The following is a 26,130-nucleotide window of genomic DNA, read 5'->3' as shown; positions in this document are numbered from 1 at the left end:
ATGAACAAAATTGAAGAAAACAGGCATTACACTTATCGTTCTCATGACACTGACACTACTAATTGCACCTTTTCAGTCTGCCATGGCCAGCTCGACAATTTCAGTAAAACTGTCTAACTATATCGGAAACAAAAACAGCATGGATTTCTCAACAACGGGGGAATACAAACTATCAGGATCAAATGTCGCTGTGACGAAAAGATACGACGGCAAAAATCGTTACGAAGTAGCCAATAGTATTGCTTCTGCAGGATGGAAAAATCCTTCAACCGTTGTGATTGTGAGCCGAGATGCTTTTGATCATGCCATTTCTGTATCGCCGTTAGCATACAAATTAGGCGCCCCAATTTTGTACACGAACATTGAAAAGCTAACGAAGACAACCGAAAATCAGTTGAAAAAGATGAATCCTGATAACATCTTAATTGTCGGGAATACGAAAAGTATTTCAACAGCTGCTGAGAAATCAATCAAAAAGTATGGAAAAGTGAGACGCATTAGTGGGAAAGACAAATTTGAAATTTCCCAAAAAATCGCCAAAGAAATGGGTAACTATAAGCAAGCAATTGTTGTCGGCGGGAACTCATTCATGAATGGGATTGCAATTGCATCCTATGCATCGAGAAAAGGATACCCAATCCTATTAACAAAAAAAGATTCCATTCCGTCTTATAAAATGCCAAGTAAAGTCATTATCATCGGCAGTACAAAAAGTACGGGACAAAAAGTAGAAAATCAAATCAAGAAAACCTCACAGGTGACACGAATCAGCGGTGCCAATCGCTATGAATTATCTGTGAATATCATTAAAAAATTAAACATTAATGCAGATAAAGTGTACTTGGCAAAAGCCTCTAGCTATATTTATGCAATGCCTTTGTCGCAATTGGCTGCAAAATCTAACAGTACCGTTGTGTATGTGAAGCCGGATTCTGTCACAGCGTCATTAAAAGCATTGCTGAAAGAAAAAGGTACATATGCTTACCATCTTGCTGGTAGCACAAGTGCGATTACAGATAGTTTAAAAAATTCTTTAGCCAAACAAGTCTATCTGAAAAAAAATCAAAACTACCAATTGAATATTTCTAACGGAAAAATTTCATTAAAAGGCATTAAGACGTATAACACATTAAGAGTTGTTCCTGAGAAATATTCAACCAAAAATGTCCTTCAAATCGCAGGGAAGCCTTACTTAGGTAACGTCAACTTTGCCATTGAATCAGGATATATCAGGCCGACTAATGAAAATATTCCATTTGAAGACTATCTAAAAGGTGTTGTGCCAAACGAAATGCCTGCGAGCTGGCATGTTGAGGCATTAAAAGCACAAGCTGTTGCCGCTAGAACGTATTCAGTGAAAAGTATTGGAAAAGTCGTACCTGATACAACAGCCTTCCAAGTATATGGAGGATATAACTGGTACACAAATTCGACAAAAGCTGTGGATGCCACAAAAGGCAAGGTTCTGAAATACAACAATCAACTTATTTCAGCCACCTATTATTCTAGTAATGGCGGATACACTGAGGCGAGTGAAGAAGTATGGGGGAATGCACTGCCATACTTAGTCGCCAAAAAAGACACAAAAGATCCTGTCAATGCGTGGACACTGAAGTTGTCTAAAAAGCAATTAGGCACTACGTTGACTGCAAGTACAGCAGCTTCTGAGTGGTCTAAGGCAAAAGAAGCCAATGCTGCCGACCTTGCTGGTCTAAAATCATGGCTGTTGAAAAATAAAGAAACAGCTGCATCTGACATGAGAATTGCATCTATTTCAAGCCTGACATTCTCAGGAAAAACAAAAGGTCAGCGTGCGAAGACCGTTTCAATCAAGCTGAATTACCATCTGAAAAACAAAACAGGTACGTATACAGTGAACAAAAGTACAACGGCAAGTATGAAAATGACAGAGTTTAGAACAGTCATGGGCGCAACAAAGGTGAAAAGTACGTTTGCGTCAGTAAAGAATAATACAAATGATTTCACGATTTCAGGAAAAGGCTATGGTCACGGCATTGGTATGAGTCAATACGGCGCCAAAGCTAGAGCTGAATCTGGAAACTCGTATTCTTCCATACTTTCGTTCTACTATCCAGGTACAAAACTAACAAACTATTAAGAATAAAAGGAGGACTTAGAAGATGCGCTCAATGATCAAAACAGCCATCCTCAGCCTCATCGCCATTTTCGTTATTGTTCCAACAGCTTCAGCAGATAACTCGGTCTCCCGAATTGATGGTGGGAGCCGGTATGCTGTAGCAGCAAACGTAGCGAAAAAAGGATGGGGAACAGCAAGTACAGTTGTTTTAGTGGGGAAAACTGCATATGCAGATGCAACAGCAGGAATTCCACTGGCACATCAAAAAAATGGACCAGTTCTTTACACAAATAGTACAAGCCTTTCTGGAGATACAAAAAAAGCCTTAACGGCTTTAAAAACGAAGACAGTTATTGTTTTAGGCAGCACATCAAGTGTGTCAAACAACGTGGTCAATCAAGTAAAGAAAATGGGCATCTCTACACAACGTATTTCAGGAAAAAACCGATATGAGCTATCGGCAAATATCGCGAAAAAAATGAAAACGCCAGCTGGCGTCGTTGTGGTTGAAGGGTCATTCTATGCACATGGAATTGCCATTGCACCTGTAGCGGCACAAAAAGGGTTCCCAATTCTATATACAGATAAAAAGGGCCTTCGTTCTGAAATCGCTTCTGTTGCAAAAGCAAGCAATGTGAAACAAACCATTGTCGTAGGCGGAGAGAATTACGTCACAAAAGCAGCTTATAATCAATTAAAATCTCCAACGCGAATCAAAGGCTCTACTCGTTATGACGTGGCTGCGAATATTGTGAAAAAATACAATATGAGCACAAATAATACCTATGTAGGAAGAGGGTTTGGCTATGCCACTTCATCTTCTGCGGCAGGAATTGCAGCAAAGCAAAACAAAGCATTGCTCCTAACGAATGAAAAGACGCTGCCAAAGGTAACAAGAGCGACGATTAGCAGCAAAAAAATCACCAAATTTACTGTCGTTGGCAGTACAAATACAGTGACACCAACTGTCGTGAATCAATTGAAAAATCCTGTCGTTGGCAAAAAAGTATTCATTGACCCAGGTCATGGCGCTCATGATTCAGGAGCGGTAGGCTACGGATTATATGAGAAGAACTTAAACTTAGATGTAGCCAAACGTCTAAATACAAAGTTAAACAACGCAGGTGCACTTGTGACGATGTCAAGAACATCAGACACATTCGACAGTCTTCAAACACGGGTGAGCAAAGGTGCGTCAGCAAATGCAGATATCTTCATCAGTGTCCATGCGAACTCAAATGATAACAGCAGTGCAAATGGAACTGAAACGTATTATGACAAAACATATGCGGCAACAAACAGCTTGAAGCTCGCGCAAAATATTCAGCCTAAAATGGTCAGTGCATTAGGCACAAGAGACCGTGGCGTGAAGACAGCTGGTTTCTATGTGATTAAATATTCTAAGATGCCAAGTGTTCTCTTAGAAACTGGTTTTGTTTCCAGTCCAGTTGATTCAAATATTTTGAAATCTGCTACTTATAAAGATCGATTAGCGTCAGGTATTTCAAGCGGTGTTTCAGGCTATTTTAGATAAGAAAACATACAGATGAGGGGTGCCTAAGATACACCTCTTAGGCTGCTCGAGAAACGACTCTCGGCAGCCTTTTTTCAAAAGTACATGAAGTGTTTCCAGGATGAAGGGTTCAAAACCAAGGAGGTTGACTTCATGCATTCTTATATCAAATGTTTTGTTTTAATTGTGGTTTCACTATGTTTATATGCACCATCAGCATTTGCGCAGCACAATGTATCAAAGATTGAGGGGAGTAATCGATATGAAGTGGCAGTTAACGCTGCAAAACGTGGCTGGTCGACAGCACCTACAGTTGTTTTAGTAGGCGGTGAGGCTTATGCAGATGCGCTAAGTGCTGTGCCGTATGCCTTTCAGCAAGGAGCCCCAGTGCTGTTAACGAATACTAGCAGTCTTTCAGGTGCAACTAAGTCAGGTCTTCAGCAGTTGAAAACGAAGCGTGTTATCATTCTTGGCGGAACCGCAAGCATTTCGCAAAAAGTCGTAGCGCAGCTAAAAGCAATGAATCTATCCGTATCGCGAATACAAGGAAAGAATCGATATGAATTGGCGGCAAACGTTGCTAAACAAATGAAGCGTGTTGATACAGCTGTGATTGTGAATGGTTCTGCTTATGCAGATGCTGTGGCGATTGCTCCGTATGCTGCAAAACAGGGCTTTCCTATTTTATTAACCGATGCAAAAGGGCTGCGGCAGGAAACAGCCAATCTATTAAAAAGCAAAGCGGTGAAACGGACGATTGTGATTGGCGGGGAAACAAGTGTCAATCAAGCAGCCTATCAAAAGCTGCCATCACCCGTGAGAATCAGTGGAGCTAATCGGTATGAAGTGGCAGCCCGAATTGCGAAAACATACCCGATGAAGACAACCCAAACGTATATGAGTAACGGCTATGCATATGCCGATGCGGCAGCTGCGGCAAGTACGGCAGCCAAGCAAGGGCAAACCCTTCTTCTTACAGATGCTCAATCTGTGCCAGATGCGATTCGTCGTGTCATTGGGTCTAAAAAGATTTCAACATTTACAGTGTTGGGCGGAACATCAACCATACGAACCAGTGTGATCACACAGCTGAAAAATCATGTGTTAGGTGAAACCATCTTTATTGATCCAGGTCATGGTGCACAGGATGCTGGAGCGGTAGGAAATGGGCTGTTTGAAAAAAACGTTAATCTGGATGTCGCGTTAAAACTGCAAGCAAGGCTCAAACAAGCGGGTGCGCTGACGGTCATGTCTAGAACATCTGATACATTTGATTCCTTGCAAACACGTGTAAGCAAAGGATCACAGGCTGGTGCGGATGTGTTCATCAGCATCCATGCCAATGCAAATGATCATAGCGGTGCAAATGGAACAGAAACGTATTATGATGCGACGTATGCTTCGGCCAATAGTTTAAGGCTGGCACAAAAGGTACAGCCCCAGATGGTGAAAGCCCTTGGCACAAGAGATCGCGGTGTGAAGACAGCAGGATTCTACGTGATCAAGTATTCAAAAATGCCCAGCATCTTGCTTGAAACGGGGTTCGTAACTAGTCCGATTGATGCCAGTATATTAAAATCAACGACTGCCAAGGAGCGGCTGGCTTCAGGAATCGCAGCAGGTGTATCTCAATATTTTGAATAAAATAGATCGGATGAATGATATGTCAAGTTAAAAATACATTTCATTTCAGGTTATTTTTGTTATAATTGAAACATAGAGGGTGGATTTTTCACGTATTTGCCTTCCAATGACAGCAAATCGACAAATCATGAAGAGGTGACGATCTTGAAAAAATTAATCACAATGCCGTTTTTAGTCTTACTTCTAGGAGTAATGCTCACAGCATGCGGCACATCAAATCAGTCAAACGATAACAATACGGATAACAGCAAAAAAGAAACAACTGAAGCAGCAGATCAAAAGAAAGAAAATGCAACAGACGAAAAGACGGAAGACAAGTCTGCAAGTGAAAAAGCAGATGATGAAAGCAAAGAAACAGCTGCTCAAACAGAAGACCAAGCAGGTCAATCTGATGAAGATGCAAAAGAAAGTTCAAGTAAGGAAATCACAAAAGAAGAAACGACAAATGATCAGTCAAAAGCTGAATCTAAAACAAAAAAAGAATCTACAACGAAGAAAAATGAAGTCACCAAAGAAGGCACATATGTCGGTTTGGCTGATGGACATACAATTGCTGTCAACATTGATGGAAAAGAAGTAGCCATTCAATTCGGAAATACATTTTCTAAACAAGTGAACAGCCTAAAAGAAGAATCAAAAGTGAAAGTAACGTATACAAAAGATGCAAACGGAACGCTTAGACTGAAGACGATCGAATCCGTAAAGGCAAAATAAAAAAAGACACGTAGACCCGCAGAAATGCGGGTCTTTTTTACGTTTAAAAGGGCATAACTTGATATAAGGGCACATTCTTAACACACTTTTACAAGACTTAACAGCCTATTTACATTTGCTTAATGTTGCTCTGCTAAACTGACTTTCATAGAACATCTCTTTACACAACAACTACTTTGAATGGTGAGGTGCAGGTCAGTGAGCGCAGAGAAAGCGATGAACCTTTACAGAGAATATGAAGTGAGACGAAACCACTCTTTTGCTTTAACAGAACATATGGTTCGATATTTATTTGCAAAACGTTTCATAGATGTCGTGTTCTCGTTCATCGGATTGATGTTGAGTACGCCAATCATTTTACTGTTTGCCCTTTTAATTAAGCTAGAAACACCAGGGCCAGCCTTTTATATGCAGGAAAGGGTCGGAAAAGACGGTGTCTACTTTAAATTATGGAAGCTCAGATCGATGAGAACCAACGCAGAAAGCGGAGGAGCGAAATGGGCGCAAAAAAATGACCCTCGTATCACCAAAGTGGGTGCATTCATCAGAAAAACAAGAATTGATGAACTGCCGCAATTTATCAACGTGTTAAAAGGAGAAATGAGTATTGTAGGTCCACGTCCTGAAAGACCAATGTTTACTGCCGAATTTAATCGGACGATTCCAGGCTTTACAAAAAGACTGACAGTGAAGCCAGGGTTGACAGGTCTTGCTCAAGTAAATGGGGGATATGAAATGAGTCCAAGTGAAAAATTATCACACGACTTACAGTATATTCAAAACTTGACATTTTCTCTCGACACGAAGATTATGGTAAAAACGTTAAAAGTCATCGTGACTGGTGACGGAGCCAGATAAGTAAAGTAGGGAAGAGAAATGGCAAGTATGAAAAATCGCCTGCTGGGCGGAGCAAAATGGACAAGCTTGTCCGCATTGATCATTACCATCATCCAAATTGCACAGTTCGCCTTTTTAGGAAACGTAATGTCACTGAAAGAATTTGGACTCGTTGGCATGATCACAACGGTCACAATATTTACACAGATTTTACTTGATCTAGGCATCGGTGCTGCGATCATTCAAAAGGAACAAACGACGGAACGTCAATTATCTACATTATATTGGATCAACTTGCTGACGGGAATTCTCTTGTTTTGTGTATTGATCCTCGTAAGTCCCTTGATTGCCGCCTTTTATGCCAGACCTGAGCTGGAAGGCTTGCTCAAGTTATTATCAATCATGTTTCTCATTGCACCAATGGGTCAGCAATACCAATATATGATGCAGAAAGATTTAGCCTTTAAAACCTTAAGTACGATTGAGACGATAGCGACGATCATTTCGCTGATTGTTCTACTGATTCTAGCCTTTTTTATCAATCCAATTGTGGCCTATGTGGTCTCTCAAGTGCTGCTTCAATCAGGAAAAGGTCTCATGTATGCAGCGGCTTATTGGAAGAAGTGGCGCCCAGCACCCGTTTTCGCATTAGGGGAAGTGAAAGAGTTTTTCTCCTTCGGGGCTTTCCAGCTTGCGTCAAGACTCGTCAATCGGGCAGGCTCAAATATCGACATGATTTTAATAGGACGGTTTCTTGGAGCAGAAGCTTTAGGGATTTACAGCCTGGCTTATCAAATCGTCACAATCCCGGTGCTGAAAATTAACCCGATTGTGACGAGAGTGGCTTTCCCAGTTTTCGCAAAAAGTCAGCGTGATCATTCTAGGCTGCGTGAGGGCTTCCTAAGCATGACGAATATGCTTGCACTCATTAGTTTTCCACTCCTCATCGGTCTTGCTGCCGTATCAGAAAGCTTTATAGAAGTGGTGTTTGGAGAGAAATGGCTAGTGGCGGTCCCGGTTTTGAATATTTTGTGCATTGTTGGTCTACTCCGTGTGCTGATGAATCCAAATGGTTCCATCCTTCTTGCAAAAGGAAGAGCTGACTTAGCTTTTTATTGGGATACAGGCATGCTCATCGTATATGGATGCGCCTTATATGCAGGAGTCCATACTGGCAGTCTATTGACTGTAGCTTGGGTCTACTCAGGGGTCAGCCTGCTGAACTTCATTGTCGGCAGGTGGCTGATGGCTTATGTCATTCAGCTAGATATGAAGGTGTATGTAAAATCACTCGTAAAGCCTGCTGTCATGACGCTGTTAATGGCCGCCTGCGCAGTGACTGTTCATCAAGGGATGAAGCTGACATCAGCGGATATACTGCTTCAATTACTACTCACGATTGGTTTAAGTGCGGTTTTATATAGCTTGCTACTTGTCAAAATGTATCCGCAGATGGCAGGGAAATTATGGAGAAGAGGTCGTTCGTCATGAAGGTGCTATGGCTGACAAGTGTATATCCTAGTGAAAAACATCCAAGTGAAGGCGTCTTCCATGAAACGCAAGTGCAGGAGCTGGTCAAAAAAGGCGTAGAAGTGAGCGTGATTTGTCCTACTCCTGTCAATCCGCCTATCTTACGGATGCTTAAAGCTTCCTATCGTCAGAGAAAAGATCTTCCCGAGCAGGAAGTGAGGTGCGGCGTGCCGGTTTACAGACCGCTCTATACAGCGCTGCCTGGACAGCTAAAATGGGCTCAGCCGAGTAAACGAATCGCAGCTTCTGTCCTGCGCGCAATGGAGCGTTATGAACTGTCACCGGATTTCATCCATGCGCACTTTGCCATGCCGTCTGGCGGCGCAGCAGCTGTGATCAAAAAGGAAGCAAACATCCCTTATCTTCTGACCTTACACGGCAGTGATGTGAACGTCTATCCAACCTATAGCCAAGGGGCGCTTGCAGCCTTCGAAGCAGCAGTAAAACAGGCGTCTGCTGTTCTCACAGTGAGTGAGGAGCTGGCAAAGAAAACACATGACATGACAGAGGTGGATGCACAATGTCTTCCGCTTGGAATTCCGCTCAAGTCATTTTCTAGAACACCAGAGGATCAAACAGCCATCAGAAAGCAGATTGGTTTACCGCTTCACGACAAGCTCGTCGTTTTTGTCGGCCGTTTAGTCAAAGAGAAAGGTTTGCTTGAATTAGCGGAAGCTGTCAGCGGGATGGAGGGTGTAAAAGCCGTCTTTGTCGGAAAAGGCCCCCTCGCAAAGGAGCTGGCCGAACGGGCGGGAGAATCCATTATACTCCCGGGGCAGGTGCCGAATAAACAAGTCAAACATTATTTAATGGCAGCTGACCTGTTTGCCCTTCCATCCTACAGTGAAGGAATGCCGACTGTCGTTCTTGAGTCGCTCGCTTTAAAACTGCCTGTCATCGCAACACGGGTTGGTGGTCTCCCATCACTATTTTCTACCTATCAACATCTGCTCATTGAACCGCGTTCAACGAGTCAGCTAAAAGAAGCGATTCACGCTTATCTTTATGAAAACAGATGGAACGAGCAAGTGAAGAACGATCTTCACCACATCGTCCATACAGATTATTCATCATCACATAATGCTACGCTCCTGATTCAGCAATATGAAAAGGTGCTGAATCAATCAACATCCACCGTTTAAACAGGATGAAATGTGCAAAGACTGATAGATAAACAGTTTGGAACGACCAATATGCTTTTACTGAGAGGATGAAACATGTTGAAGAAAATTGCTGTGATTGGAACAGGATATGTCGGGTTAGTATCGGGTACTTGTTTTGCTGATATCGGAAATCGCGTCATTTGTTGTGACATCGACGAATCAAAAATCAACAGCTTAAAAAGCGGTCTCGTTCCAATTTATGAACCGGGCTTAAAGGAATTGATTGAGAAGAATACAGAAGAGGGAAGATTGTGTTTTACAACCAATATTCCCGCTGCAATTCGAGAATCAGAGATTATTTATATTGCGGTAGGAACACCAATGACACCTCAGGGGGAAGCGGATTTAACATTCGTGAAAGCTGTGGCTCAAACGGTTGGGGAACACCTGAATGGCTACAAAATCATCGTGAATAAGAGCACAGTGCCAGTTGGAACAGGACGTCTTGTTCAAGCCATTGTTCAAAAGGCTTCACGCAGTAAATATCCATTTGACGTCGTCTCCAATCCAGAGTTTCTGCGGGAAGGTTCAGCTATTCAAGATACGATGAATATGGAGAGAGCGGTGATTGGCTCTACAAGTGCACATGCATCCACGATCATTAAAAAATTGCATGATCCGTTTCAAACAGAAGTGGTTGAGACCAATCTAGAAAGTGCAGAAATGATTAAGTATGCGGCAAATGCCATGCTCGCCACAAAAATCTCATTCATCAATGACATTGCGAACATTTGCGAGAGAGTTGGTGCTGATGTGGAAAAAGTCAGCGAAGGCGTTGGGTTAGACAGCCGGATCGGGCATAAATTTTTAAAAGCAGGCATTGGATTTGGTGGTTCTTGTTTCCCAAAAGATACGATGGCTCTTCTCAAAATGGCCGAAACAGCTGGCTACCGGTTCAAGCTGATCGAATCTGTCATTGAAACAAACAACCACCAAAGAGCCCATCTTGTCAACAAACTGATGAGTGTGTTCGGTGATATTAAAGGAAAAACGATTTCCGTTTTAGGGCTCGCATTTAAACCAAATACAAACGATATGCGTTCAGCGCCAGCACTAGATATTATCCCAATGCTGAGAGAGCTCGGAGCTTTTGTCAAAGCCTATGATCCAATTGCTTATGTAGAAGCAGAAAGAGAGCTTGGCCCGCAGGCGGTCTTCAGCAATGATCTCTATGAAACAGTGAAAGATACAGATGCTTGTCTCATCTTAACGGAATGGGATGACGTACAGAAGATGGATAAGGATCAGATCAAGCAGCTACTTCGTTCTCCCATTTTAATTGATGGAAGGAATTTGTTTGATCCAGCAGAAATGAAAGAGAGAGGATTTATTTACCAGTCCATCGGCCGCCCAGGCGTATGGGAAACAGAATTGGTATCGAAGGCACAATAATAGGGGGAACTTGGATGAAGAAAGTATTGGTAACTGGGGGAAGTGGATTTATAGGGTCTCATACGGTAGAGGCTTTATTAGAGAAAGGTTATGAGCCCATCGTTCTTGATAACTTTTCAACTGGATCGAAGGAAAATATTGCTCATCTTTCCGTACAATGCATTGAAGCAGATGTCACAAAATCAGAAACGGTCGATTTGATCAAACACATTGCACCAGATTATATCATTCATCTTGCAGCCCAAGTGAGTGTAGCCGTTTCGGTTCAACATTTCGTCTACGACGAAGAGGTCAATATTAAAGGTTCGCTGCATGTGATTAAAGCAGCGGCTGAAGCCGGGGTGGAGAAAGTGGTGTTTGCCTCATCGGCAGCAGTTTATGGAGACCCAGTCTATCTGCCGGTCGACACAGCTCATCCACTGCAGCCTGGTTCACCTTATGGCTTGTCAAAACTGACAGTTGAACGATACTTACACATGGCAAAATCACTCTATGATGTGGACTATTGTATTATGCGGTACAGCAATGTATATGGTCCGCGCCAAGACGCACGTGGTGAAGGCGGTGTTGTCTCAATTTTTTCTGATAAGTTTGCAAAGCATGAGGCACCTTTCATCTTCGGAAACGGGGAACAAACAAGAGATTTCATCTATGTAGGCGATCTAGCCGCAGCGAATGTTGCAGCTTTAACCGCTCAATCAAACGTTTGTTTAAATATCTCATGTGGTCATTCCATCACGGTGAATGAGCTGTTTCAAACGATGAAGCGAGTCACGAGATCAGATCTTGAACCGATTTATAAGCCGCAGCGTGCAGGAGATATTGTGCATAGTACATTGGCAAATGAGGAAACGAAACAAGTCTTAGCATGGGAGCCTGTTGTGACTTTACAAGAAGGTTTGGCTCGTACCATTTCCTACTATGAACAGGAAGTAAAGGCTTAATCCCTCAAATCGGATGGGTTGCTTAGGAGGAAAATAGGTATGAGTGTGAAACAAACAGCATGGCAAATCATGATCGGATGTATGTTATTAGCAGCGGGTATAGGGCTTGTACAAATGGCATCCGCACAGCCTATCGGGTTAAAGAAGATGGTGGTCATTCCGGTTTTACTTGTGGTGCTCATGGCGGCTGCTATATGTATGAAGCTCTACATGAATGGTGAACACATATTCATGTCAGCCATTTACCTTTTAATTGCATTAACATTTCTCAATAATGCTTTTTTCTCTATTAGTGTTGGGTTCTTTAGTCTCTTTCTCTACCGCATCATGCTCTTGGCTGTCTTTGCTTTATTCATATGGCGGATGAGAGACAAAGGAACGTACATATCCCAGTGGCAGCAAATTCGTGTTAAAGGCATTCTTGGTTTTTTCGCTGCATGGTTTCTTTACGGACTCATCTCACTGCTTTGGGCTCATTCGGTCACAGACGGCCTGAAATATATGTCTCTTCTTGCGATGGGAATGGGTTTTGTCTTTCTTGTGGTCATGTACATTCAGCGAATGGATCAGATCGTGACTTTTTATAGTATTTGGCTAGTCATGACTGTATTTGTGATGGGAATCGGGTTCTATAATCACTTGACCTTGAATCATTTACCGAATACCTCATTATATCTTGGACCAGCGTACAAACAGCACTATCCTACGGCTGTCTTCTTTAACCAAAATGACTTTGCGACGTTTTTATCTATTAGCTTTTTCTTATATGTGGCGTGCATGCGCCAAATGAAAAATGGTTATATCAAAGCGTTCGGATTACTAGGAGCCATCTTAGCGCTGTATCTTATTTTGTTAACAGAATCGCGCGCCAGCTTGCTTGGCATATTAGCTGGAGCGGCAATCTATGTATGGCTACTGATGCCTCGCTTTTTAAAAAAGTGGTCTATCATGGCAGCAGGCGGGCTTGGATTCATCTGTATCGCCATTTTTTCAGCCAAAATCTATTCTGTCTTTTATGACTTGTTTCTCGCTTCTCAGGTCGCTCATTCTTTTAGCGAACCACTTCCGTCCAACATTGCCCGTGCGAATTTAATCAAAAACGCCTGGCATTTCTTTACGAATTCATACGGTTTCGGAGTCGGAGCGGGCAATGTGTCTTATTACTTAGCTCACTTTTCTATCTTTGATACAGATCAGGTCGTGGAAGTTCACAATTGGCTGCTAGAGGTGATGACGAATTTTGGGTTTGCCGTCATGCTAGGTTATATCTCAGTGTATGCCTATCTCATGTTCTCACTGTACAAACAATACCAATTGGCTGACACGAGATCAGCCAAGATGATCATTGAAGGTCTATTTGCTGCCATGCTGAGCTTTCTCGTCTCAAGTATCAGTCCGAGTTCGGTCTCGAATTTATATTTCCACTGGGTGTTTCTAGGTCTAGTGATCGCAGCGGTCAATATCATGAAAAATAAACAGCGCTTCAAGCCGTGGGCAAACGTGTGATGCTGAGTTGTATGGCTACACTAGTGAAAAAGCAAATACGTCAATGTTGGGAGAATGAGCATGTCTGGTTTTATGTTAAGAATAGGGAAGCGAATGAAAAAATATATCGTCTGGCTTGTGCTGCTGCCTGTCGCATTAGCTGCTTTTGGTTTCTTTTTTGCCAAGGGGACAGTAGAACAGTCTAGTTACACAGCTGCTGTGACCTTGACGCTTGGGAAATATGACGACGGTGTGTATAACAATATGGAAGAAGTGACATCTCTATTAAAAAGTGATGCATTTCTGAATCAAGCACTCCGTGATGTAAAGGAAGAAGAAAGGCAGGATGTGAAAAATCGTTTGATTCTCACGAACCAGTCCGATACACAATTGCAGTTGTCGTTTACAGATGCTGATCAAGCTCGAGCTTTGGCGGTAGTGAAACAAGTGTCAGATACATTTTTAAAGCAGGACAAAGCCTTATTTACGAAAAGACAGCAAGTCATTGAAAGAAGACTATCCGCTCTTGAAGGTGAATCTGTCAGCAATGACTCCAAGGTCGATAAAGAACGATTTTTATATGAATTGGAATCGACAAAGCTGGGTATGAAGCAGGCAAAGATTGTCGATCCTGCCCAAGTGCTTGATGAAGGGAACAAAGGTATGTCAGCGAAAAAACGGGCATTGCTTGGACTTGTCATTGGCCTTAGCATCTCGCTTATGTTTGTGGTGTTACCTGAAGTGTTCAAAGAATCTTAATGATGAACTGGAGATGAGTCTTAGGTGAACAAACAACCGTTAGTATCAATTATTACACCGGCGTATAATGCGGAACGTTATTTAACGGATACAGTTCATTCCGTCCTTGCCCAAACCTATTCCAACTGGGAGCTGATCATTGCAGATGATTGCTCAACAGATGGCACAAGGAAGTTGTTAGGGGAATTAAGTCAGACGGACGACAGAATCAACGTCATTTATTTAGAGGAAAACGGGGGAGCCGCTATTGCTAGAAACACAGCCATCAAACAGGCGAAAGGCCGCTTTATCGCTTTTTTAGATAGCGATGATATGTGGAAACAGACAAAGCTCGAAAAGCAGGTCAAGTTTATGTTAGAAAATGATCATGCCTTTACTTTCACGGCATATGACATCATTTCAGAAAATGGAGAGCCGTTACAAAAAACCGTCACAGCGCCGGCTCAGTTGAACTACAATGAAGCTTTAAAAAATACGATTATCGGCTGTTTGACGGTGATGCTCGATCTTCAGCAAGTAGGACACGTTGAAATGCCAAACATTCGAACAAGGCAGGACTTAGCCACATGGCTTTCTATTTTAAAAAAAGGATTTACTGCCTATGGAATGAATGAGCCGCTCAGTGAATATCGCATCGTGGGAAACTCGATTTCTAGTAACAAGTGGAAAGCAGCGAAAAAAACATGGTTTGTCTACAGAGAAATTGAGCAGCTTCATTTTGTGAAAGCATCTTGGTGTTTTATGCACTATGCCACAAATGCTGTCAAAAAGCGCTTATAAACAGAAGGGAAAAAAGGTGATAAAGGTGAAAGCAGACTCGATCATACATGTGATTGTCGCAACGGGAGAATGGGGCCACGATGGCTTAAGGTACAGACGGCATCGACTGGCGGAATTTCTTGCATCTGACCCAGAAACGAAAGAGGTCATCTGGATATGCCCATCTGCCACTCGTCATTCAGCTCCCTTTCAGCCTATAACGGATCGAATGAAGCAAATGACCATTCCTGATGTTCTCAAGAGCAAGTTTTTTCGCTTTGGCCGTTATAAAGATATGTTTTATTTTCATAAATTATCTCCTCTTCTTGAGCATTTGCGTCAAGAAGAAAAGCAGGGCATAGCCGTCTGTTTATGGTATACGTTTCCGGGATTTCCGCTCTTATCTTCTTTATTTGAATGGAAACATATTGTGTATGATTGCAGTGACCTGTGGGGAGAGCCCATCAGCGGAAAAAACAACATTCTCTCTTATATGAGACAGCGAGTCATTGTAAAAGCTGAAAACCGCATTATTAAATATGCACACAGCATTACGTGCTCTTCACAATACTTACATGATCAAATCAAAAAAAGGCTCATGGGTGAACCGAAAGATGTCTTTACAGTCGAAAATGGCGTCGAGTATGATGTGTTTGCAAAAAGCAACCTCCCTAGCAGAGAAGACGTGCTAGAGGGAAGAGAGGGAACGGTTCTTGGCTTTATAGGTGGGATCAAGCCGAAGCTCGATTTTGACATGATCGCTCAAGCTGCTCGCATGCAGCCAGATTGGACATTTTTATTTGTCGGTCCGGATGGAACGAATGGAGATCCATCTTTTCAGCATGCACTCAAACTGCCCAATGTCATATGGACAGGAGCAGTCGCACCAGAAGAAGTGCCTGCTTATATGAAATTAATTGATGTAGGGATGATGCCATACAAACAGTCTCCTTACAATCAAGCGGTTTTTCCGCTCAAGCTGTATGAATTTTTAGCTGCCGGAATCCCTGTTGTTGGTTTAAATCTTCCATCAACGGAAAGGCTAAAAGAGAATGATGTGTATGAATATGTAGAGGGCGAAGATCCAGCTCTCTTCGTAGAAGCCTGCCAGAAAGTGATCAGTAAAAAAGATGACATGAAATGCAGACATCTAAGACAAAGCCGGGCAAAGAAAAAAGATTGGCACGCACTGTTCACAAACATGGTGGAATTAACGAATATTAAAGAAAACGCATAATTCATTCAGGATTGTGCGTTTTTATTTGTTTCTTCTTCTTAGGGGGAGCTTGTGATCATCCTATATTCAATTGTATAATGGAAAGAGCGGCCAATATACAAAATACAGATTTCAATTTAGAAGGAGACTGACCTATGGATTACGAACGCGCCTTATTAGCGTTTTTTGTCTCTCTGGCTACAGTTTTAATTGTGACACCAATCGTCAAAAAGTTTGCAATTAAGATTGGTGCAGTGGACCAGCCGAATAAACGAAAAGTTCATGATAGAGTAATGCCTCGAATGGGCGGTTTGGCGATTTTTATTGGGGTAGCGGCTGGAGCACTAGCAGGCGGGCTGTTTCTACATAATAAAATTACAGCTATATCAGTTGGCGCTGTACTCATCGTCATTTTAGGTATATTTGATGATAAATATAATTTAAGTGCAAAATTTAAATTTCTTGTGCAAGTTCTCGTTGCTTGCTTAATCGTGAGCACGGGCTTAAAAATGGACTTTTTCTCTGTTCCTTTCTTAACAGATCGACTGGAGTTAGGATGGATGGCATATCCCCTGACTGTACTATGGATTGTTGGGATTACAAATGCGATCAATTTAATTGACGGATTAGATGGACTGGCTGCCGGAATTTCGGTTATCGGTTTAACCACGATTGCCGTCATGGCATTTTCTGCGGACAAGATCCTGATTCTTTCGTTATCTCTTGTCGTCATTGGCAGTACCATCGGTTTTCTTTTTTATAACTTCCATCCAGCAAAAATATTTATGGGTGATACAGGGTCGTTATTTTTAGGCTATATGATCTCGGTCCTGTCACTTTTAGGATTGTACAAAAGTGTTACTTTGTTTAGTGTTGTTGTCCCTGTAATTATTTTAGGTGTGCCTATTTTTGATACGACCTTTGCGATCATAAGACGAATATTGAATAAACAGCCTATCTCAGCACCTGACAAATCACACATCCATCATCGACTGATGGCCTTTGGCTTATCACATCGAATGGCAGTGATTGTGATTTACATGATTGGTTTAGTCTTCAGCTTAAGCGCGATTTTGCTGACAAGTGCCACCATTTGGCTGTCATTGATCATCATCTTTTTACTGGTCATGTTTATGCAAGTTATCGCTGAAGTCACTGGTTTGGTGAACGAAGAGTTTAAACCATTTACGAAATTCTACAAACGTATGGTCAAAAGACAATAAAAAACAGCCCGCTTCCAAGGAACGGGCTGTTTTCCTATTATTGTCCTGATGTGCTGGTCGAAGGGGCCTGGGTATCGGCTGACCCTGTTGCATCAGAAGATGAATCGGTTTGTGTATTTGTTTCAGTTGAGGACGATGACTCAGCAGGAAGCTTTAAATGTGTCCTTAACTCATTTTGCACCTCAGCCAAGTTGGTTTGATCTGGCTCAAAGAAGTATGTTCGATTTGGTCCTAGATAAAGGTCTGATCCTTTAATAGATAATGTTTCAGTATCGTCTCCTTTGAAACCACTGTAAATTTGCTGTAGAGCAAGTCCTTCTGTGATGCGGAAGTTGGTTGTTATATGATCACTTACTTCTTTTGCGATATTATCCACGTTTGCAATGTTATGAGGTTTCGCCATTTGATCAATCATGGCACGTAAGATTTGTTTCTGACGATCGTTACGCCCGAAATCACCACGTGGATCTTGTTTTCTCATTCGCGCGTAAGCAAGTGCCTCTTCCCCGTTTAAATGCATATTCCCTTTTTTAAAGTAAATCTTTTTCGATTTTTTGACGTCACTTTTTTCATTGAAGTCAAATGGAACGTCTATATCGATTCCCCCAACTTCATCAATGACATCCTTAAAACCGTCAAAGTCCACTGTTGCATATTTGTCAATTGGGATATGCAAGAATTGTTCGACAGTTTCAATCGTTTCGTCTTTACCGCCTTTAGCAAATGCCGCATTGATCTTTACTTTATTTCCCGTTGTGTCACTAGCAAGCTGTACTCGTGTGTCACGGGGGATACTGACCATTTTCATCGTTTTATCCTGAGGATTAATCGTTGCGACGATGAGTGAATCTGAACGGCCGTGATCACCATTTGTGGCGTAATCCTCTATGCCAACAAATAGGACAGAGAAAGGTTTTTTCTTGATATCAATGACAGCATCACGGAGTTTCGATTTCTCCCCGCGCTCTAATTCATCATAAGTTTTGTCAGCAGCTTGGAGTGTATTCACAATCTTATAAACTGCAAATCCGCCCATGCAGATGAAGAGAAGCAAAAATAAGACCAGAATCCGTTTGAAAATCTTTTTCTTCTTACTCTTTTTCTTTCGTACACGCACTTTTACTCGTTGTGCCATTCATCTGTCTCCTTTATCGGACCAACGTCCTTTTCTAAATAAATCAATTCGCCTTCTTTAGTAACACTCTTTCCATTAGTCAACTCAGTCATCCATTCAATGAACTGCTCTGTTTGTGTTTCTTCTACATACGTTTCAAAAATCACATCTTCTGCATAATGGATGTCTTTTAGCTGAAAAGATGAGGCTCTAAGCTCATTCTCTACCTTTCCAAGCCATGTATAATCTATTGTTGTGTGCATCGTACGCATTAAACAGCGTTCTACCATACCAACATGATTGATTGCTTCAGACACAGATTTTCCGTACGCACGAATTAATCCACCGGCACCTAGCTTAATACCGCCGAAATAACGAGTGACGACAACAACTGTATCTTTCAGCTTGCGTTTTTTTAGCACTTCAAGCATGGGTACCCCTGCCGTACCACTTGGTTCACCATCATCATTTGCTTTTTGAATCAGATCATGTTCACCGATCAAATAGGCGGAACAATTATGAGTGGCGTTCCAATGTTGTTTTTTTATGGATTGTATAAAGGCTTGTGCTTCTTCTTCTGAGACAGCACGTTGTATATGACAAATAAAACGTGATTTTTCAATGACGATCTCATGCTCGCCACGGCTTTTTACTGTGAGATAGCGGTTCAGCAAAAGACATACCCTCCTGACAAGCAAATTGTAAGGCTAGAGAAAATTTGCATTGGTTTTAGAATTTTACAGCGTATTTTGTTATGATGATAGGAGCGGAAAAAGGGTCGTCATAAAAATTTCATGATTTATACGCATTCTTTCATTATAATTCGACATAAAATGCAGATCAATGACATTTATAATAAAAAAAGATGACATCACTGTTACGGGAGGGAAAAGCCATGACAACACCTAAAATGGATCCGAAGTTATTGGATTCAATCATCATGAAAATGCTAAGTACAGTTGATGGCAGTAAGGACGAAGTATTTAGAATCGGCGAACAGTCCCGTCAACAATATGAAAGCCTAGTAGAAGAGCTTAAGCAAATTAAACAGCAAGTCAACGAAGTAATTGATTTTGGGGATAAACTAGAAGTACATACGAGACATGCTAGAAATCGATTATCTGAGGTCAGCAGAAACTTCAACAAATTCAGCGAAGAAGAAATACGAGAAGCCTATGAAAAAGCACATAACCTGCAAGTAGAATTGACCATGATCCAGCAGCGCGAAAAACAGCTGAGGGAAAGAAGAGATGATCTCGAAAGACGATTGTTAAGCTTACAAGATGTCATTGAACGTTCAGAAACGCTTGTGAGCCAGATCACGGTCGTCCTCAACTACTTGAACCAAGATTTACGTCAGGTCGGTGTTTTACTTGAAGATGCTCAGGCAAAACAAGATTTTGGACTAAGAATTATTGAAGCCCAGGAAGAAGAGCGCAAAAGGGTATCACGAGAAATCCATGATGGACCTGCTCAGATGCTGGCAAACGTGATGATGCGTTCAGAACTAATTGAACGAATTTTTAGAGACCGTGGAACAGAAGAAGGATTTAAAGAAATTAGAAGTCTAAGACAGAATGTGCGAAATGCACTGTACGAAGTGAGAAGAATCATTTATGATTTAAGACCGATGGCTTTAGATGATTTGGGTCTCATTCCGACACTGCGAAAATACTTAAACACAATTGAAGAATATGATGGAAAAACCAAAATTACGTTCCAGTGCTTAGGTGATACTGAAAGCGAAAGAATTGCTTCTCAATTTGAAGTGGCACTATTTAGACTAGCTCAAGAAGCTGTCACAAATTCTTTAAAGCATTCTGAAGCTGAAGAAATCTCTGTGAAGGTTGAAGTGACGAAAGACTTTGTCACCTTAATTATCAAAGACGATGGAAAAGGCTTTGATATGAAGGATGTTAAAACAAATAAAAACAAATCCTTTGGGTTACTTGGTATGAAAGAGCGCGTAGACTTACTAGAAGGTAAAATGACCATAGACTCAAAAATAGGTCTAGGGACATTCATCATGATTAGAGTACCGTTAACATTACAAAATAAAATTGTAAAATAGAGACAAAAGACATATTGACCATAAAGTTCAGGTGTAGAACAATAAACATGGGGAGGCGTAGCTTGTGACTAAAGTAAATATTGTAATTATCGATGACCACCAATTATTCCGTGAAGGTGTCAAACGGATTTTAGATTTTGAACCTACTTTTGAAGTAGTTGCAGAAGGAGACGACGGTGACGAAGCTGCACGTATCGTAGAACACTATCATCCGGATGTTGTCATTATGGACATTAATATGCCGAATGTAAATGGTGTGGAGGCTACAAAACAGCTAGTAGAGCTTTATCCCGAATCAAAAGTCATTATCCTATCTATTCATGACGATGAAAACTATGTGACACATGCATTAAAAACAGGAGCAAGAGGCTACTTGTTAAAAGAAATGGATGCAGATACTCTCATTGAAGCAGTAAAAGTAGTAGCTGACGGAGGCTCTTATTTACATCCGAAAGTCACTCATAACTTAGTAAATGAATTCCGACGCTTAGCAACAAGCGGCGTTTCAGCACATCCACAGCACGAGGTATATCCTGAAATTCGCAGACCACTTCATATCTTAACAAGACGTGAATGTGAAGTTCTTCAAATGTTAGCTGACGGAAAGAGCAACAGAGGTATTGGTGAGTCGCTCTTTATAAGTGAGAAAACAGTCAAAAACCACGTGAGTAACATTTTGCAAAAAATGAATGTAAATGACCGTACTCAAGCTGTTGTTGTAGCAATTAAAAACGGCTGGGTAGAAATGAGATAATGTTCCGGACAAGTACTCCTTTTTCGCCTGTTTTTAGTTCTCTCACATTCAAGTTAGAGAGCAATGATAGGCAGGTAAGGAGTCTTTTTCGGATATAGCGGGCTTGCCTATTGATTAGGCAAGCTTTTTTGATTAGTATTATAAATCTAGTGAAAAACAATGATCATTCTTTTTAAAAAGCAACTTAACGGATAAGGAAGGTATTTAAGAATGAAAATAGCCGTTGTAACAGACAGTACTGCTTATATACCACAAGAACTACGTGATAAACATCATATTCATATGATCCCTCTGAATGTCATCTTTGGTACTGAATCATACCGTGAAGAAGTAGAAATGGATTGGAAGACATATTATGAAGAAGTCAAGAAACATAAAGATCTTCCAACAACCTCTCAGCCTGCTTTCGGTGAACTTATAGAATTATATGAAAAACTTAGCGAAACATATGATGCTGTGATTAGTATACATCTGTCAAGCGGAATTAGTGGAACATACAATAGTGCGGCCTCAGCGAATGAACTAGTTGACGGAATCGACATTTATCCGTTTGATACAGAGACTAGCTGTATGGCGCAAGGTTTTTATGTGTTAGAAGCTGCTGAAAAAATCCAAGATGGTGCTTCTCCAGAAGAAGTGATTTCCCATCTCAATTATCTGAAAGAAAATCAAAGAGCTTATTTTATGGTAGACGATTTAACTCATTTACAACGTGGCGGCAGATTAAATGGTGCTCAGGCTTTTATTGGAAGCCTCTTAAAGGTAAAGCCTATCTTGCATTTTGACAACAAGCTAATTGTCCCTTTTGAGAAGATTCGTACACGCAAAAAAGCCATTTCACGTATTTTTGAATTATTTGATGAAGATGCATCACGTGGTGTTCCAATGAGAGCAACTCTGATACATGGTAATAGAGAAGAAGAAGCAGATGAATTAATTGCGCACTTATTAGAAAAGTATCCTCATGTTGAATTTTATAAAAGCTACTTTGGTGCCGTGATTGGCACTCATCTAGGCGAAGGCTCTTTAGCACTTGGCTGGATCATCAGATAGATATCAAAATCCCCTTTTCTCATGGAAAAGGGGATTTGTTTTTCTATTTTTACAATTAGACGAAAGGCCTTCTCTTTGTACATAATGGGTCAACATGAATGGAAAGGTAGTGCGTGAAATTGAATCTGGAAAAAGCAATGGAACTCAGTCACAAGCTACAATCAAGGCACCTTCTTCCTGTTGAATGTCAATGTACACAGTCCGAATTGGAGTGGCTGGAGAATCAAGGATTTATCCATAGAACACCTGCTGTCGATAGGTTGGCGAGTGGTTTGATCTGCTGCCGGTGCGGTGTATCAAACAAGCGCTACTTTGCCCTCTCTCCGTGTGAAACATGTAAAAAAGACTGTGTATACTGTAGATCCTGCATCATGCTGGGAAAAGTAAGCGAATGTGGCTTTCTCTACGAATGGACGGGTCCACAAAAGAAAGAAACAAGACAAGTTGAATTAACATGGCAGGGAGAGCTTTCTAAAGGGCAAAAGAGAGCGTCCGATAGGCTAGTAGAAGCAATCCAAAACAAATTTGATCTGCTCGTTTGGGCTGTTTGTGGTGCGGGGAAAACGGAGGTGCTTTTTCAGGGAATAAAATATGCGCTAAATAACGGAATGAGTGTTTGTATTGCGACGCCTAGAACCGATGTTGTACTTGAGCTTGAACCTCGAATGAGAAAGGCATTTCAAGGACTGAATATAGCTGCACTTTATGGCGGGAGTTCTCAAAGATTTCAAATGGCACCGCTTATGATCGCTACAACCCATCAGCTAATGAGATATAAAAACGCCTTTGATGTCCTCATTGTAGACGAAGTCGATGCATTTCCTTATTCAATGGATGAACGGCTTCAGTTTGCTGTTTCAAAATCAATGAAAAAAACAGGAGTTAGAATTTACTTAAGTGCCACACCATCTAAAAAAATGCAAAAGGATGTTGCTCGTAGACAATTAGAAGCGATCAAAATTCCTCTGCGCTTCCACCAAAAACCGTTGCCTGTCCCAACATTTCAATGGGTTGGAGATTGGAAAAAGAAATTAAAAAGAAATCGGCTTCCAGCATCTACAATGAACTGGCTGCATGAACATATCACAAAGAAAAAAAGAGTGTTACTCTTTGTTCCTTCTATTTCTACTATGAAGAAGGTAACTCATATTCTTCAAGTTCAAGATGTTAATGTACAGGGTGTTTCTGCGGATGATCAAGAAAGGAAGCAAAAAGTCCAGCATTTCAGAGATCATAGGTACGATGTATTGGTTACAACAACTATTCTAGAAAGAGGCGTTACCATTCAAGATGTTCAAGTGGGCGTATTAGGTGCGGAATCTCCTATTTTTACAGAAAGTGCACTTGTCCAAATTTCTGGTAGAGCAGGGAGACATCCAGATTTTTTTAATGGAGACGTGTACTTTTTTCATTTTGGTTTAACGAGAAGTATGAAACAAGCAAAGAAACATATCGTAAAAATGAATAATACAGCTGAAAAAGAGTTTTCTGAAAAATAGTGTGGGTTCAACTAAATCATGGTACATTATATTCACAAAACACAAATGGCAGGAGAGACAAAATATGCTACTCAACGCAAAAGAAATACTACTTAAAGAAATTCTCTATCAATATCTCAACCAATTAAACATGATTTGTCATTGTGAAAAATGTATAGAAGATGTATTGGCCATTTCTCTAAATCAAGTGAAACCGCAATATATAACAGATATCGATAAAATATCCTACAGTAAATCCGAGATGGTGGATAAACAGAAAAATACGGCGATGCTCGTCATTCTGACAGAAGCTGCTTCAACGGTCACTACATATCCAAGGTGCGAAAATCATTTGCCGTTGAACAAAGAAAATCGTTGATTTGTCTAATTTGTGAGAGCCATTTTGTGGCTACTTTTACATGGAAATCATTCCTACTATTAAATGAAGATCGTTTATGTGTAGCATGTAAGAACCACCTGATGAAGATTCAAGGTCCTACTTGTCCTAAATGCGGAAGAGCCCAATCAAATGATCAATTGTGTCAGGATTGTTCAAGGTGGAATAAACGACGGGATTTTGCTGAGATTCTTGTGATGAATCGATCTGTTTATGCTTACAACGACTTTATGAAAGATATTCTAGCTCGATTTAAATTTCGAGGTGATACGGCTTTAGCTGATCTATTTAAAAAAGATGTACAGTCAGCGTTTAAACGTTCTTTTTCAATCAAAGAACCGGTCCTTGTCCCAATTCCTTTGAGTAAAGAGAGATTAAAGGAAAGAGGATTCAATCAGTCAATGATGCTTGCTTCCATGATTGGCGGACCTATATTGGAGCCACTTATAAAAGTACATCAAAGTAAGCAGTCTAAGAAAAGAAAAAATGAACGTTTACATCAACAGAATTTGTTCCAATTAAGGCAGGCAAACCCGATCGTTCTAAAGGATATCATATTAATCGATGATATTTATACAACTGGGGCGACAGTCTATCATGCAGCAAAAATTTTAAAAGACGCAGGCGCCAAAAGTGTTTCCTCTTTTACGTTGATTCGTAGTTAAAAATCATGACAATCAACCGATATTAAGAAAAGAAAATAACGTAAGGGGTTTTGGTTATGAATCAATTGGCAAACTGTCCACAATGTAATCAGTTATTTTTAAAAACCACCATCCAAACGGTTTGTAACAAATGCTTTGAAGAAGAAGAACGTTCTTTTGATATCGTTTATAAATTCTTGCGTAAGCAAAGTAATAGACAATCAACCATTGCTGAAATAGTAGACGCAACAGAAGTTGATGAAGAATTAATCCTGAAATTTATCCGTTTGAAAAGACTTCAAATTAGTCAATTCCCTAATATCAATTATCCTTGTGAAAGATGCGGCCAACCGATCAGGAAAAACAAGCTGTGTAGCCATTGTGAAAAGGATATAAAGACGCAAATCAGCCAAATGGACCAAGAAGAAGAGCGTAAAAGGGAGATTGAATCTAGGAAAAAAGACACCTATTATGCCATTAATCCTAAAAACGACTGATTCCCTAAACTAAGTTGCAGTTTGGTCGATAAAATGGATAGAATCAAGACAGACTGTAACGGAAAGCGAGAGGAATCCCGTGAAAATTAATCGATATGGAACACAACCAGTAAATCCTTACAAGAAAACATATGAGAAACAAACGTTGCAATCGAATCAAGCAAAATCAACTGACAAAGTCGAAATTTCTAAAAAGGCAATCGAAATGCAAAAGGTGCCGAATATCATGAAAGAACGTCAAGATAAAATAGACCAAATTAAAAAAAGCATTGAAGCCGGAACATATCAAGTAGATACCAAAGGCATTGCAGATAAAATGTTGAATTTTTATAAACAACAATAACAAAAGGGAGTAGCGTGAATGTCAGTAAAAATAATGATTGAAGAACTGCACCGTCTCTACGGATTACATGAACAGCTTCTAAAGCTGTCTAAGAATAAAACAGAAATGCTGAAAAATAATGAGATCGATGCTCTTTCAGAGGTTCTGAACCTTGAGCAAAAATATATTCAGGCCATTTCACAATTAGAAGAAAAGCGGATTGAAGCAGCAGTTCAATTTTTACAAAGTGATCAATCGCCGACAATCACCGCATGTATCGAAAAAGCTACAGGAACGGATCAAGAAGAGCTTATTTCGTTATATGAGAAGCTGAATGACATCATGGTGGAACTGAAAGATGTAAACGAACTGAACAAACAGCTTATTCAGCAGTCACTTCAATTTATTTCACTGACATTCGATCTTGTGAATCCTAACAAAGAAAATATGAATTACGGACAAAATGGTCTTGAGAGTTCAAAGCCTAAACAGCATAGGGCTTTGTTTGATTCAAAGGCGTAAA

25 protein-coding genes are annotated in these 26,130 nt (G+C 40.8%); 23 read left to right on the top strand and 2 right to left on the bottom strand.

The genetic code is table 11. From position 1 onward, the window contains the following. The first annotated feature begins 10 nt into the window (after window positions 1-10). The 14 genes from LCD34_RS07815 to LCD34_RS07750 all read left to right on the top strand — a co-directional run bounded on the left by LCD34_RS07815 (window position 11) and on the right by LCD34_RS07750 (window position 17,277). Complete coding sequence (locus tag LCD34_RS07815) at window positions 11-2,119, top strand: SpoIID/LytB domain-containing protein (RefSeq protein ID WP_008348301.1); 2,109 nt, start codon at window positions 11-13, stop codon at window positions 2,117-2,119. 22 nt (window positions 2,120-2,141) lie between these two features. Beyond that, window positions 2,142-3,632 (top strand): N-acetylmuramoyl-L-alanine amidase, encoded by a 1,491-nt coding sequence (locus LCD34_RS07810; RefSeq protein WP_008348299.1) that lies wholly within the window; start codon window positions 2,142-2,144, stop codon window positions 3,630-3,632. Between the two features lie 132 nt (window positions 3,633-3,764). Next, on the top strand, window positions 3,765-5,255 hold the full coding sequence (locus tag LCD34_RS07805; protein WP_224558748.1) for an N-acetylmuramoyl-L-alanine amidase: 1,491 nt from the start codon (window positions 3,765-3,767) through the stop codon (window positions 5,253-5,255). Between the two features lie 144 nt (window positions 5,256-5,399). Then, complete coding sequence (locus tag LCD34_RS07800) at window positions 5,400-5,969, top strand: hypothetical protein (protein WP_019743577.1); 570 nt, start codon at window positions 5,400-5,402, stop codon at window positions 5,967-5,969. A gap of 198 nt (window positions 5,970-6,167) precedes the next feature. Next, window positions 6,168-6,827, top strand: coding sequence for a sugar transferase (locus LCD34_RS07795; RefSeq protein ID WP_008348294.1), 660 nt, complete (start codon window positions 6,168-6,170; stop codon window positions 6,825-6,827). Window positions 6,828-6,845: 18 nt separating this feature from the next. Further along, entirely contained in the window at window positions 6,846-8,297 is a 1,452-nt protein-coding gene (gene tuaB, locus LCD34_RS07790) for a teichuronic acid biosynthesis protein TuaB (RefSeq protein ID WP_224558747.1), read from the top strand. Next, window positions 8,294-9,478, top strand: coding sequence for a teichuronic acid biosynthesis protein TuaC (gene tuaC / locus LCD34_RS07785; protein ID WP_224558746.1), 1,185 nt, complete (start codon window positions 8,294-8,296; stop codon window positions 9,476-9,478). Before tuaB ends, tuaC begins: the two co-directional genes overlap by 4 nt. Window positions 9,479-9,553: 75 nt before the next feature. Further along, window positions 9,554-10,891 (top strand): UDP-glucose 6-dehydrogenase TuaD, encoded by a 1,338-nt coding sequence (gene tuaD / locus LCD34_RS07780; protein ID WP_048002907.1) that lies wholly within the window; start codon window positions 9,554-9,556, stop codon window positions 10,889-10,891. 14 nt (window positions 10,892-10,905) lie between these two features. Next, window positions 10,906-11,835: an NAD-dependent epimerase/dehydratase family protein gene (locus LCD34_RS07775; protein WP_224558745.1), complete on the top strand. Its 930-nt coding sequence runs from the start codon at window positions 10,906-10,908 to the stop codon at window positions 11,833-11,835. A gap of 39 nt (window positions 11,836-11,874) precedes the next feature. Beyond that, window positions 11,875-13,341, top strand: a complete 1,467-nt coding sequence (tuaE, locus tag LCD34_RS07770) for a teichuronic acid biosynthesis protein TuaE (RefSeq protein WP_224558744.1) — start codon at window positions 11,875-11,877, stop codon at window positions 13,339-13,341. A 60-nt stretch (window positions 13,342-13,401) separates the two neighbouring features. After that, complete coding sequence (tuaF, locus tag LCD34_RS07765; protein WP_072367397.1) at window positions 13,402-14,079, top strand: teichuronic acid biosynthesis protein TuaF; 678 nt, start codon at window positions 13,402-13,404, stop codon at window positions 14,077-14,079. Window positions 14,080-14,103: 24 nt separating this feature from the next. Next, entirely contained in the window at window positions 14,104-14,859 is a 756-nt protein-coding gene (gene tuaG, locus LCD34_RS07760) for a teichuronic acid biosynthesis protein TuaG (RefSeq protein WP_224558743.1), read from the top strand. After that, entirely contained in the window at window positions 14,828-16,075 is a 1,248-nt protein-coding gene (gene tuaH, locus LCD34_RS07755) for a teichuronic acid biosynthesis protein TuaH (RefSeq protein WP_224558742.1), read from the top strand. Before tuaG ends, tuaH begins: the two co-directional genes overlap by 32 nt. Before the next feature lie 134 nt (window positions 16,076-16,209). After that, window positions 16,210-17,277 (top strand): glycosyltransferase family 4 protein, encoded by a 1,068-nt coding sequence (locus LCD34_RS07750; protein ID WP_007499956.1) that lies wholly within the window; start codon window positions 16,210-16,212, stop codon window positions 17,275-17,277. Window positions 17,278-17,314: 37 nt separating this feature from the next. Here the strand turns inward: LCD34_RS07750 and LCD34_RS07745 are convergent, their stop codons facing one another. Continuing rightward, window positions 17,315-18,412 carry an LCP family protein gene (locus LCD34_RS07745; RefSeq protein ID WP_007499958.1) on the bottom strand — a complete coding sequence of 366 codons (1,098 nt, stop codon included), beginning with the start codon at window positions 18,410-18,412 and terminating at the stop codon, window positions 17,315-17,317. Continuing rightward, window positions 18,397-19,065, bottom strand: coding sequence for a YigZ family protein (locus LCD34_RS07740; protein ID WP_017357860.1), 669 nt, complete (start codon window positions 19,063-19,065; stop codon window positions 18,397-18,399). The genes LCD34_RS07745 and LCD34_RS07740 overlap by 16 nt, the downstream gene beginning before the upstream one ends. 221 nt (window positions 19,066-19,286) lie before the next feature. On the opposite strand from LCD34_RS07740, the gene LCD34_RS07735 reads away from it, so the two are divergent. The 9 genes from LCD34_RS07735 to LCD34_RS07695 all read left to right on the top strand — a co-directional run bounded on the left by LCD34_RS07735 (window position 19,287) and on the right by LCD34_RS07695 (window position 26,129). Continuing rightward, window positions 19,287-20,462 carry a sensor histidine kinase gene (locus LCD34_RS07735; protein WP_003213166.1) on the top strand — a complete coding sequence of 392 codons (1,176 nt, stop codon included), beginning with the start codon at window positions 19,287-19,289 and terminating at the stop codon, window positions 20,460-20,462. A 64-nt stretch (window positions 20,463-20,526) separates the two neighbouring features. Next, window positions 20,527-21,216, top strand: a complete 690-nt coding sequence (gene degU, locus LCD34_RS07730; RefSeq protein ID WP_008348273.1) for a two-component system response regulator DegU — start codon at window positions 20,527-20,529, stop codon at window positions 21,214-21,216. 210 nt (window positions 21,217-21,426) lie between these two features. Next, on the top strand, window positions 21,427-22,269 hold the full coding sequence (locus LCD34_RS07725) for a DegV family protein (RefSeq protein ID WP_007499966.1): 843 nt from the start codon (window positions 21,427-21,429) through the stop codon (window positions 22,267-22,269). Window positions 22,270-22,388: 119 nt separating this feature from the next. Next, window positions 22,389-23,768 (top strand): DEAD/DEAH box helicase, encoded by a 1,380-nt coding sequence (locus tag LCD34_RS07720; RefSeq protein ID WP_155403678.1) that lies wholly within the window; start codon window positions 22,389-22,391, stop codon window positions 23,766-23,768. Window positions 23,769-23,832: 64 nt separating this feature from the next. Beyond that, complete coding sequence (locus LCD34_RS07715) at window positions 23,833-24,126, top strand: late competence development ComFB family protein (protein WP_035701582.1); 294 nt, start codon at window positions 23,833-23,835, stop codon at window positions 24,124-24,126. Next, entirely contained in the window at window positions 24,123-24,809 is a 687-nt protein-coding gene (locus LCD34_RS07710) for a ComF family protein (RefSeq protein ID WP_196297689.1), read from the top strand. The genes LCD34_RS07715 and LCD34_RS07710 overlap by 4 nt, the downstream gene beginning before the upstream one ends. A gap of 56 nt (window positions 24,810-24,865) precedes the next feature. After that, entirely contained in the window at window positions 24,866-25,285 is a 420-nt protein-coding gene (locus LCD34_RS07705) for a TIGR03826 family flagellar region protein (RefSeq protein WP_017357864.1), read from the top strand. Between the two features lie 79 nt (window positions 25,286-25,364). Continuing rightward, entirely contained in the window at window positions 25,365-25,628 is a 264-nt protein-coding gene (flgM, locus tag LCD34_RS07700) for a flagellar biosynthesis anti-sigma factor FlgM (RefSeq protein ID WP_003213252.1), read from the top strand. A gap of 18 nt (window positions 25,629-25,646) precedes the next feature. Continuing rightward, window positions 25,647-26,129, top strand: coding sequence for a flagellar protein FlgN (locus LCD34_RS07695; RefSeq protein ID WP_007499977.1), 483 nt, complete (start codon window positions 25,647-25,649; stop codon window positions 26,127-26,129). Window position 26,130 lies beyond the last annotated feature (1 nt).

Source organism: Bacillus sp. RAR_M1_44 (assembly GCF_020165935.1).
In the GTDB taxonomy this organism is placed as follows: Bacteria; Bacillota; Bacilli; order Bacillales; family Bacillaceae; genus Bacillus; species Bacillus altitudinis.
The sequence above is the reverse complement of the archived record's forward strand: the minus strand, read 5'-3'. Positions and strand labels throughout refer to the sequence as shown.

Bases quoted from the DNA above. Each gene is read 5' to 3' on its own strand.
- LCD34_RS07735 (WP_003213166.1), top strand. From the start codon at position 19,287: ATGACAACACCTAAAATGGATCCGAAGTTATTGGATTCAATCATCATG.
- tuaE (WP_224558744.1), top strand. From the start codon at position 11,875: ATGAGTGTGAAACAAACAGCATGGCAAATCATGATCGGATGTATGTTA.
- tuaH (WP_224558742.1), top strand. From the start codon at position 14,828: ATGCCACAAATGCTGTCAAAAAGCGCTTATAAACAGAAGGGAAAAAAG.
- tuaF (WP_072367397.1), top strand. From the start codon at position 13,402: ATGTCTGGTTTTATGTTAAGAATAGGGAAGCGAATGAAAAAATATATC.
- LCD34_RS07805 (WP_224558748.1), top strand. From the start codon at position 3,765: ATGCATTCTTATATCAAATGTTTTGTTTTAATTGTGGTTTCACTATGT.
- tuaB (WP_224558747.1), top strand. From the start codon at position 6,846: ATGGCAAGTATGAAAAATCGCCTGCTGGGCGGAGCAAAATGGACAAGC.
- LCD34_RS07705 (WP_017357864.1), top strand. From the start codon at position 24,866: ATGAATCAATTGGCAAACTGTCCACAATGTAATCAGTTATTTTTAAAA.
- LCD34_RS07810 (WP_008348299.1), top strand. From the start codon at position 2,142: ATGCGCTCAATGATCAAAACAGCCATCCTCAGCCTCATCGCCATTTTC.
- LCD34_RS07775 (WP_224558745.1), top strand. From the start codon at position 10,906: ATGAAGAAAGTATTGGTAACTGGGGGAAGTGGATTTATAGGGTCTCAT.
- tuaC (WP_224558746.1), top strand. From the start codon at position 8,294: ATGAAGGTGCTATGGCTGACAAGTGTATATCCTAGTGAAAAACATCCA.
- LCD34_RS07695 (WP_007499977.1), top strand. From the start codon at position 25,647: ATGTCAGTAAAAATAATGATTGAAGAACTGCACCGTCTCTACGGATTA.
- tuaD (WP_048002907.1), top strand. From the start codon at position 9,554: ATGTTGAAGAAAATTGCTGTGATTGGAACAGGATATGTCGGGTTAGTA.
- LCD34_RS07725 (WP_007499966.1), top strand. From the start codon at position 21,427: ATGAAAATAGCCGTTGTAACAGACAGTACTGCTTATATACCACAAGAA.
- LCD34_RS07745 (WP_007499958.1), bottom strand. From the start codon at position 18,412: ATGGCACAACGAGTAAAAGTGCGTGTACGAAAGAAAAAGAGTAAGAAG.
- LCD34_RS07715 (WP_035701582.1), top strand. From the start codon at position 23,833: ATGCTACTCAACGCAAAAGAAATACTACTTAAAGAAATTCTCTATCAA.
- LCD34_RS07750 (WP_007499956.1), top strand. From the start codon at position 16,210: ATGGATTACGAACGCGCCTTATTAGCGTTTTTTGTCTCTCTGGCTACA.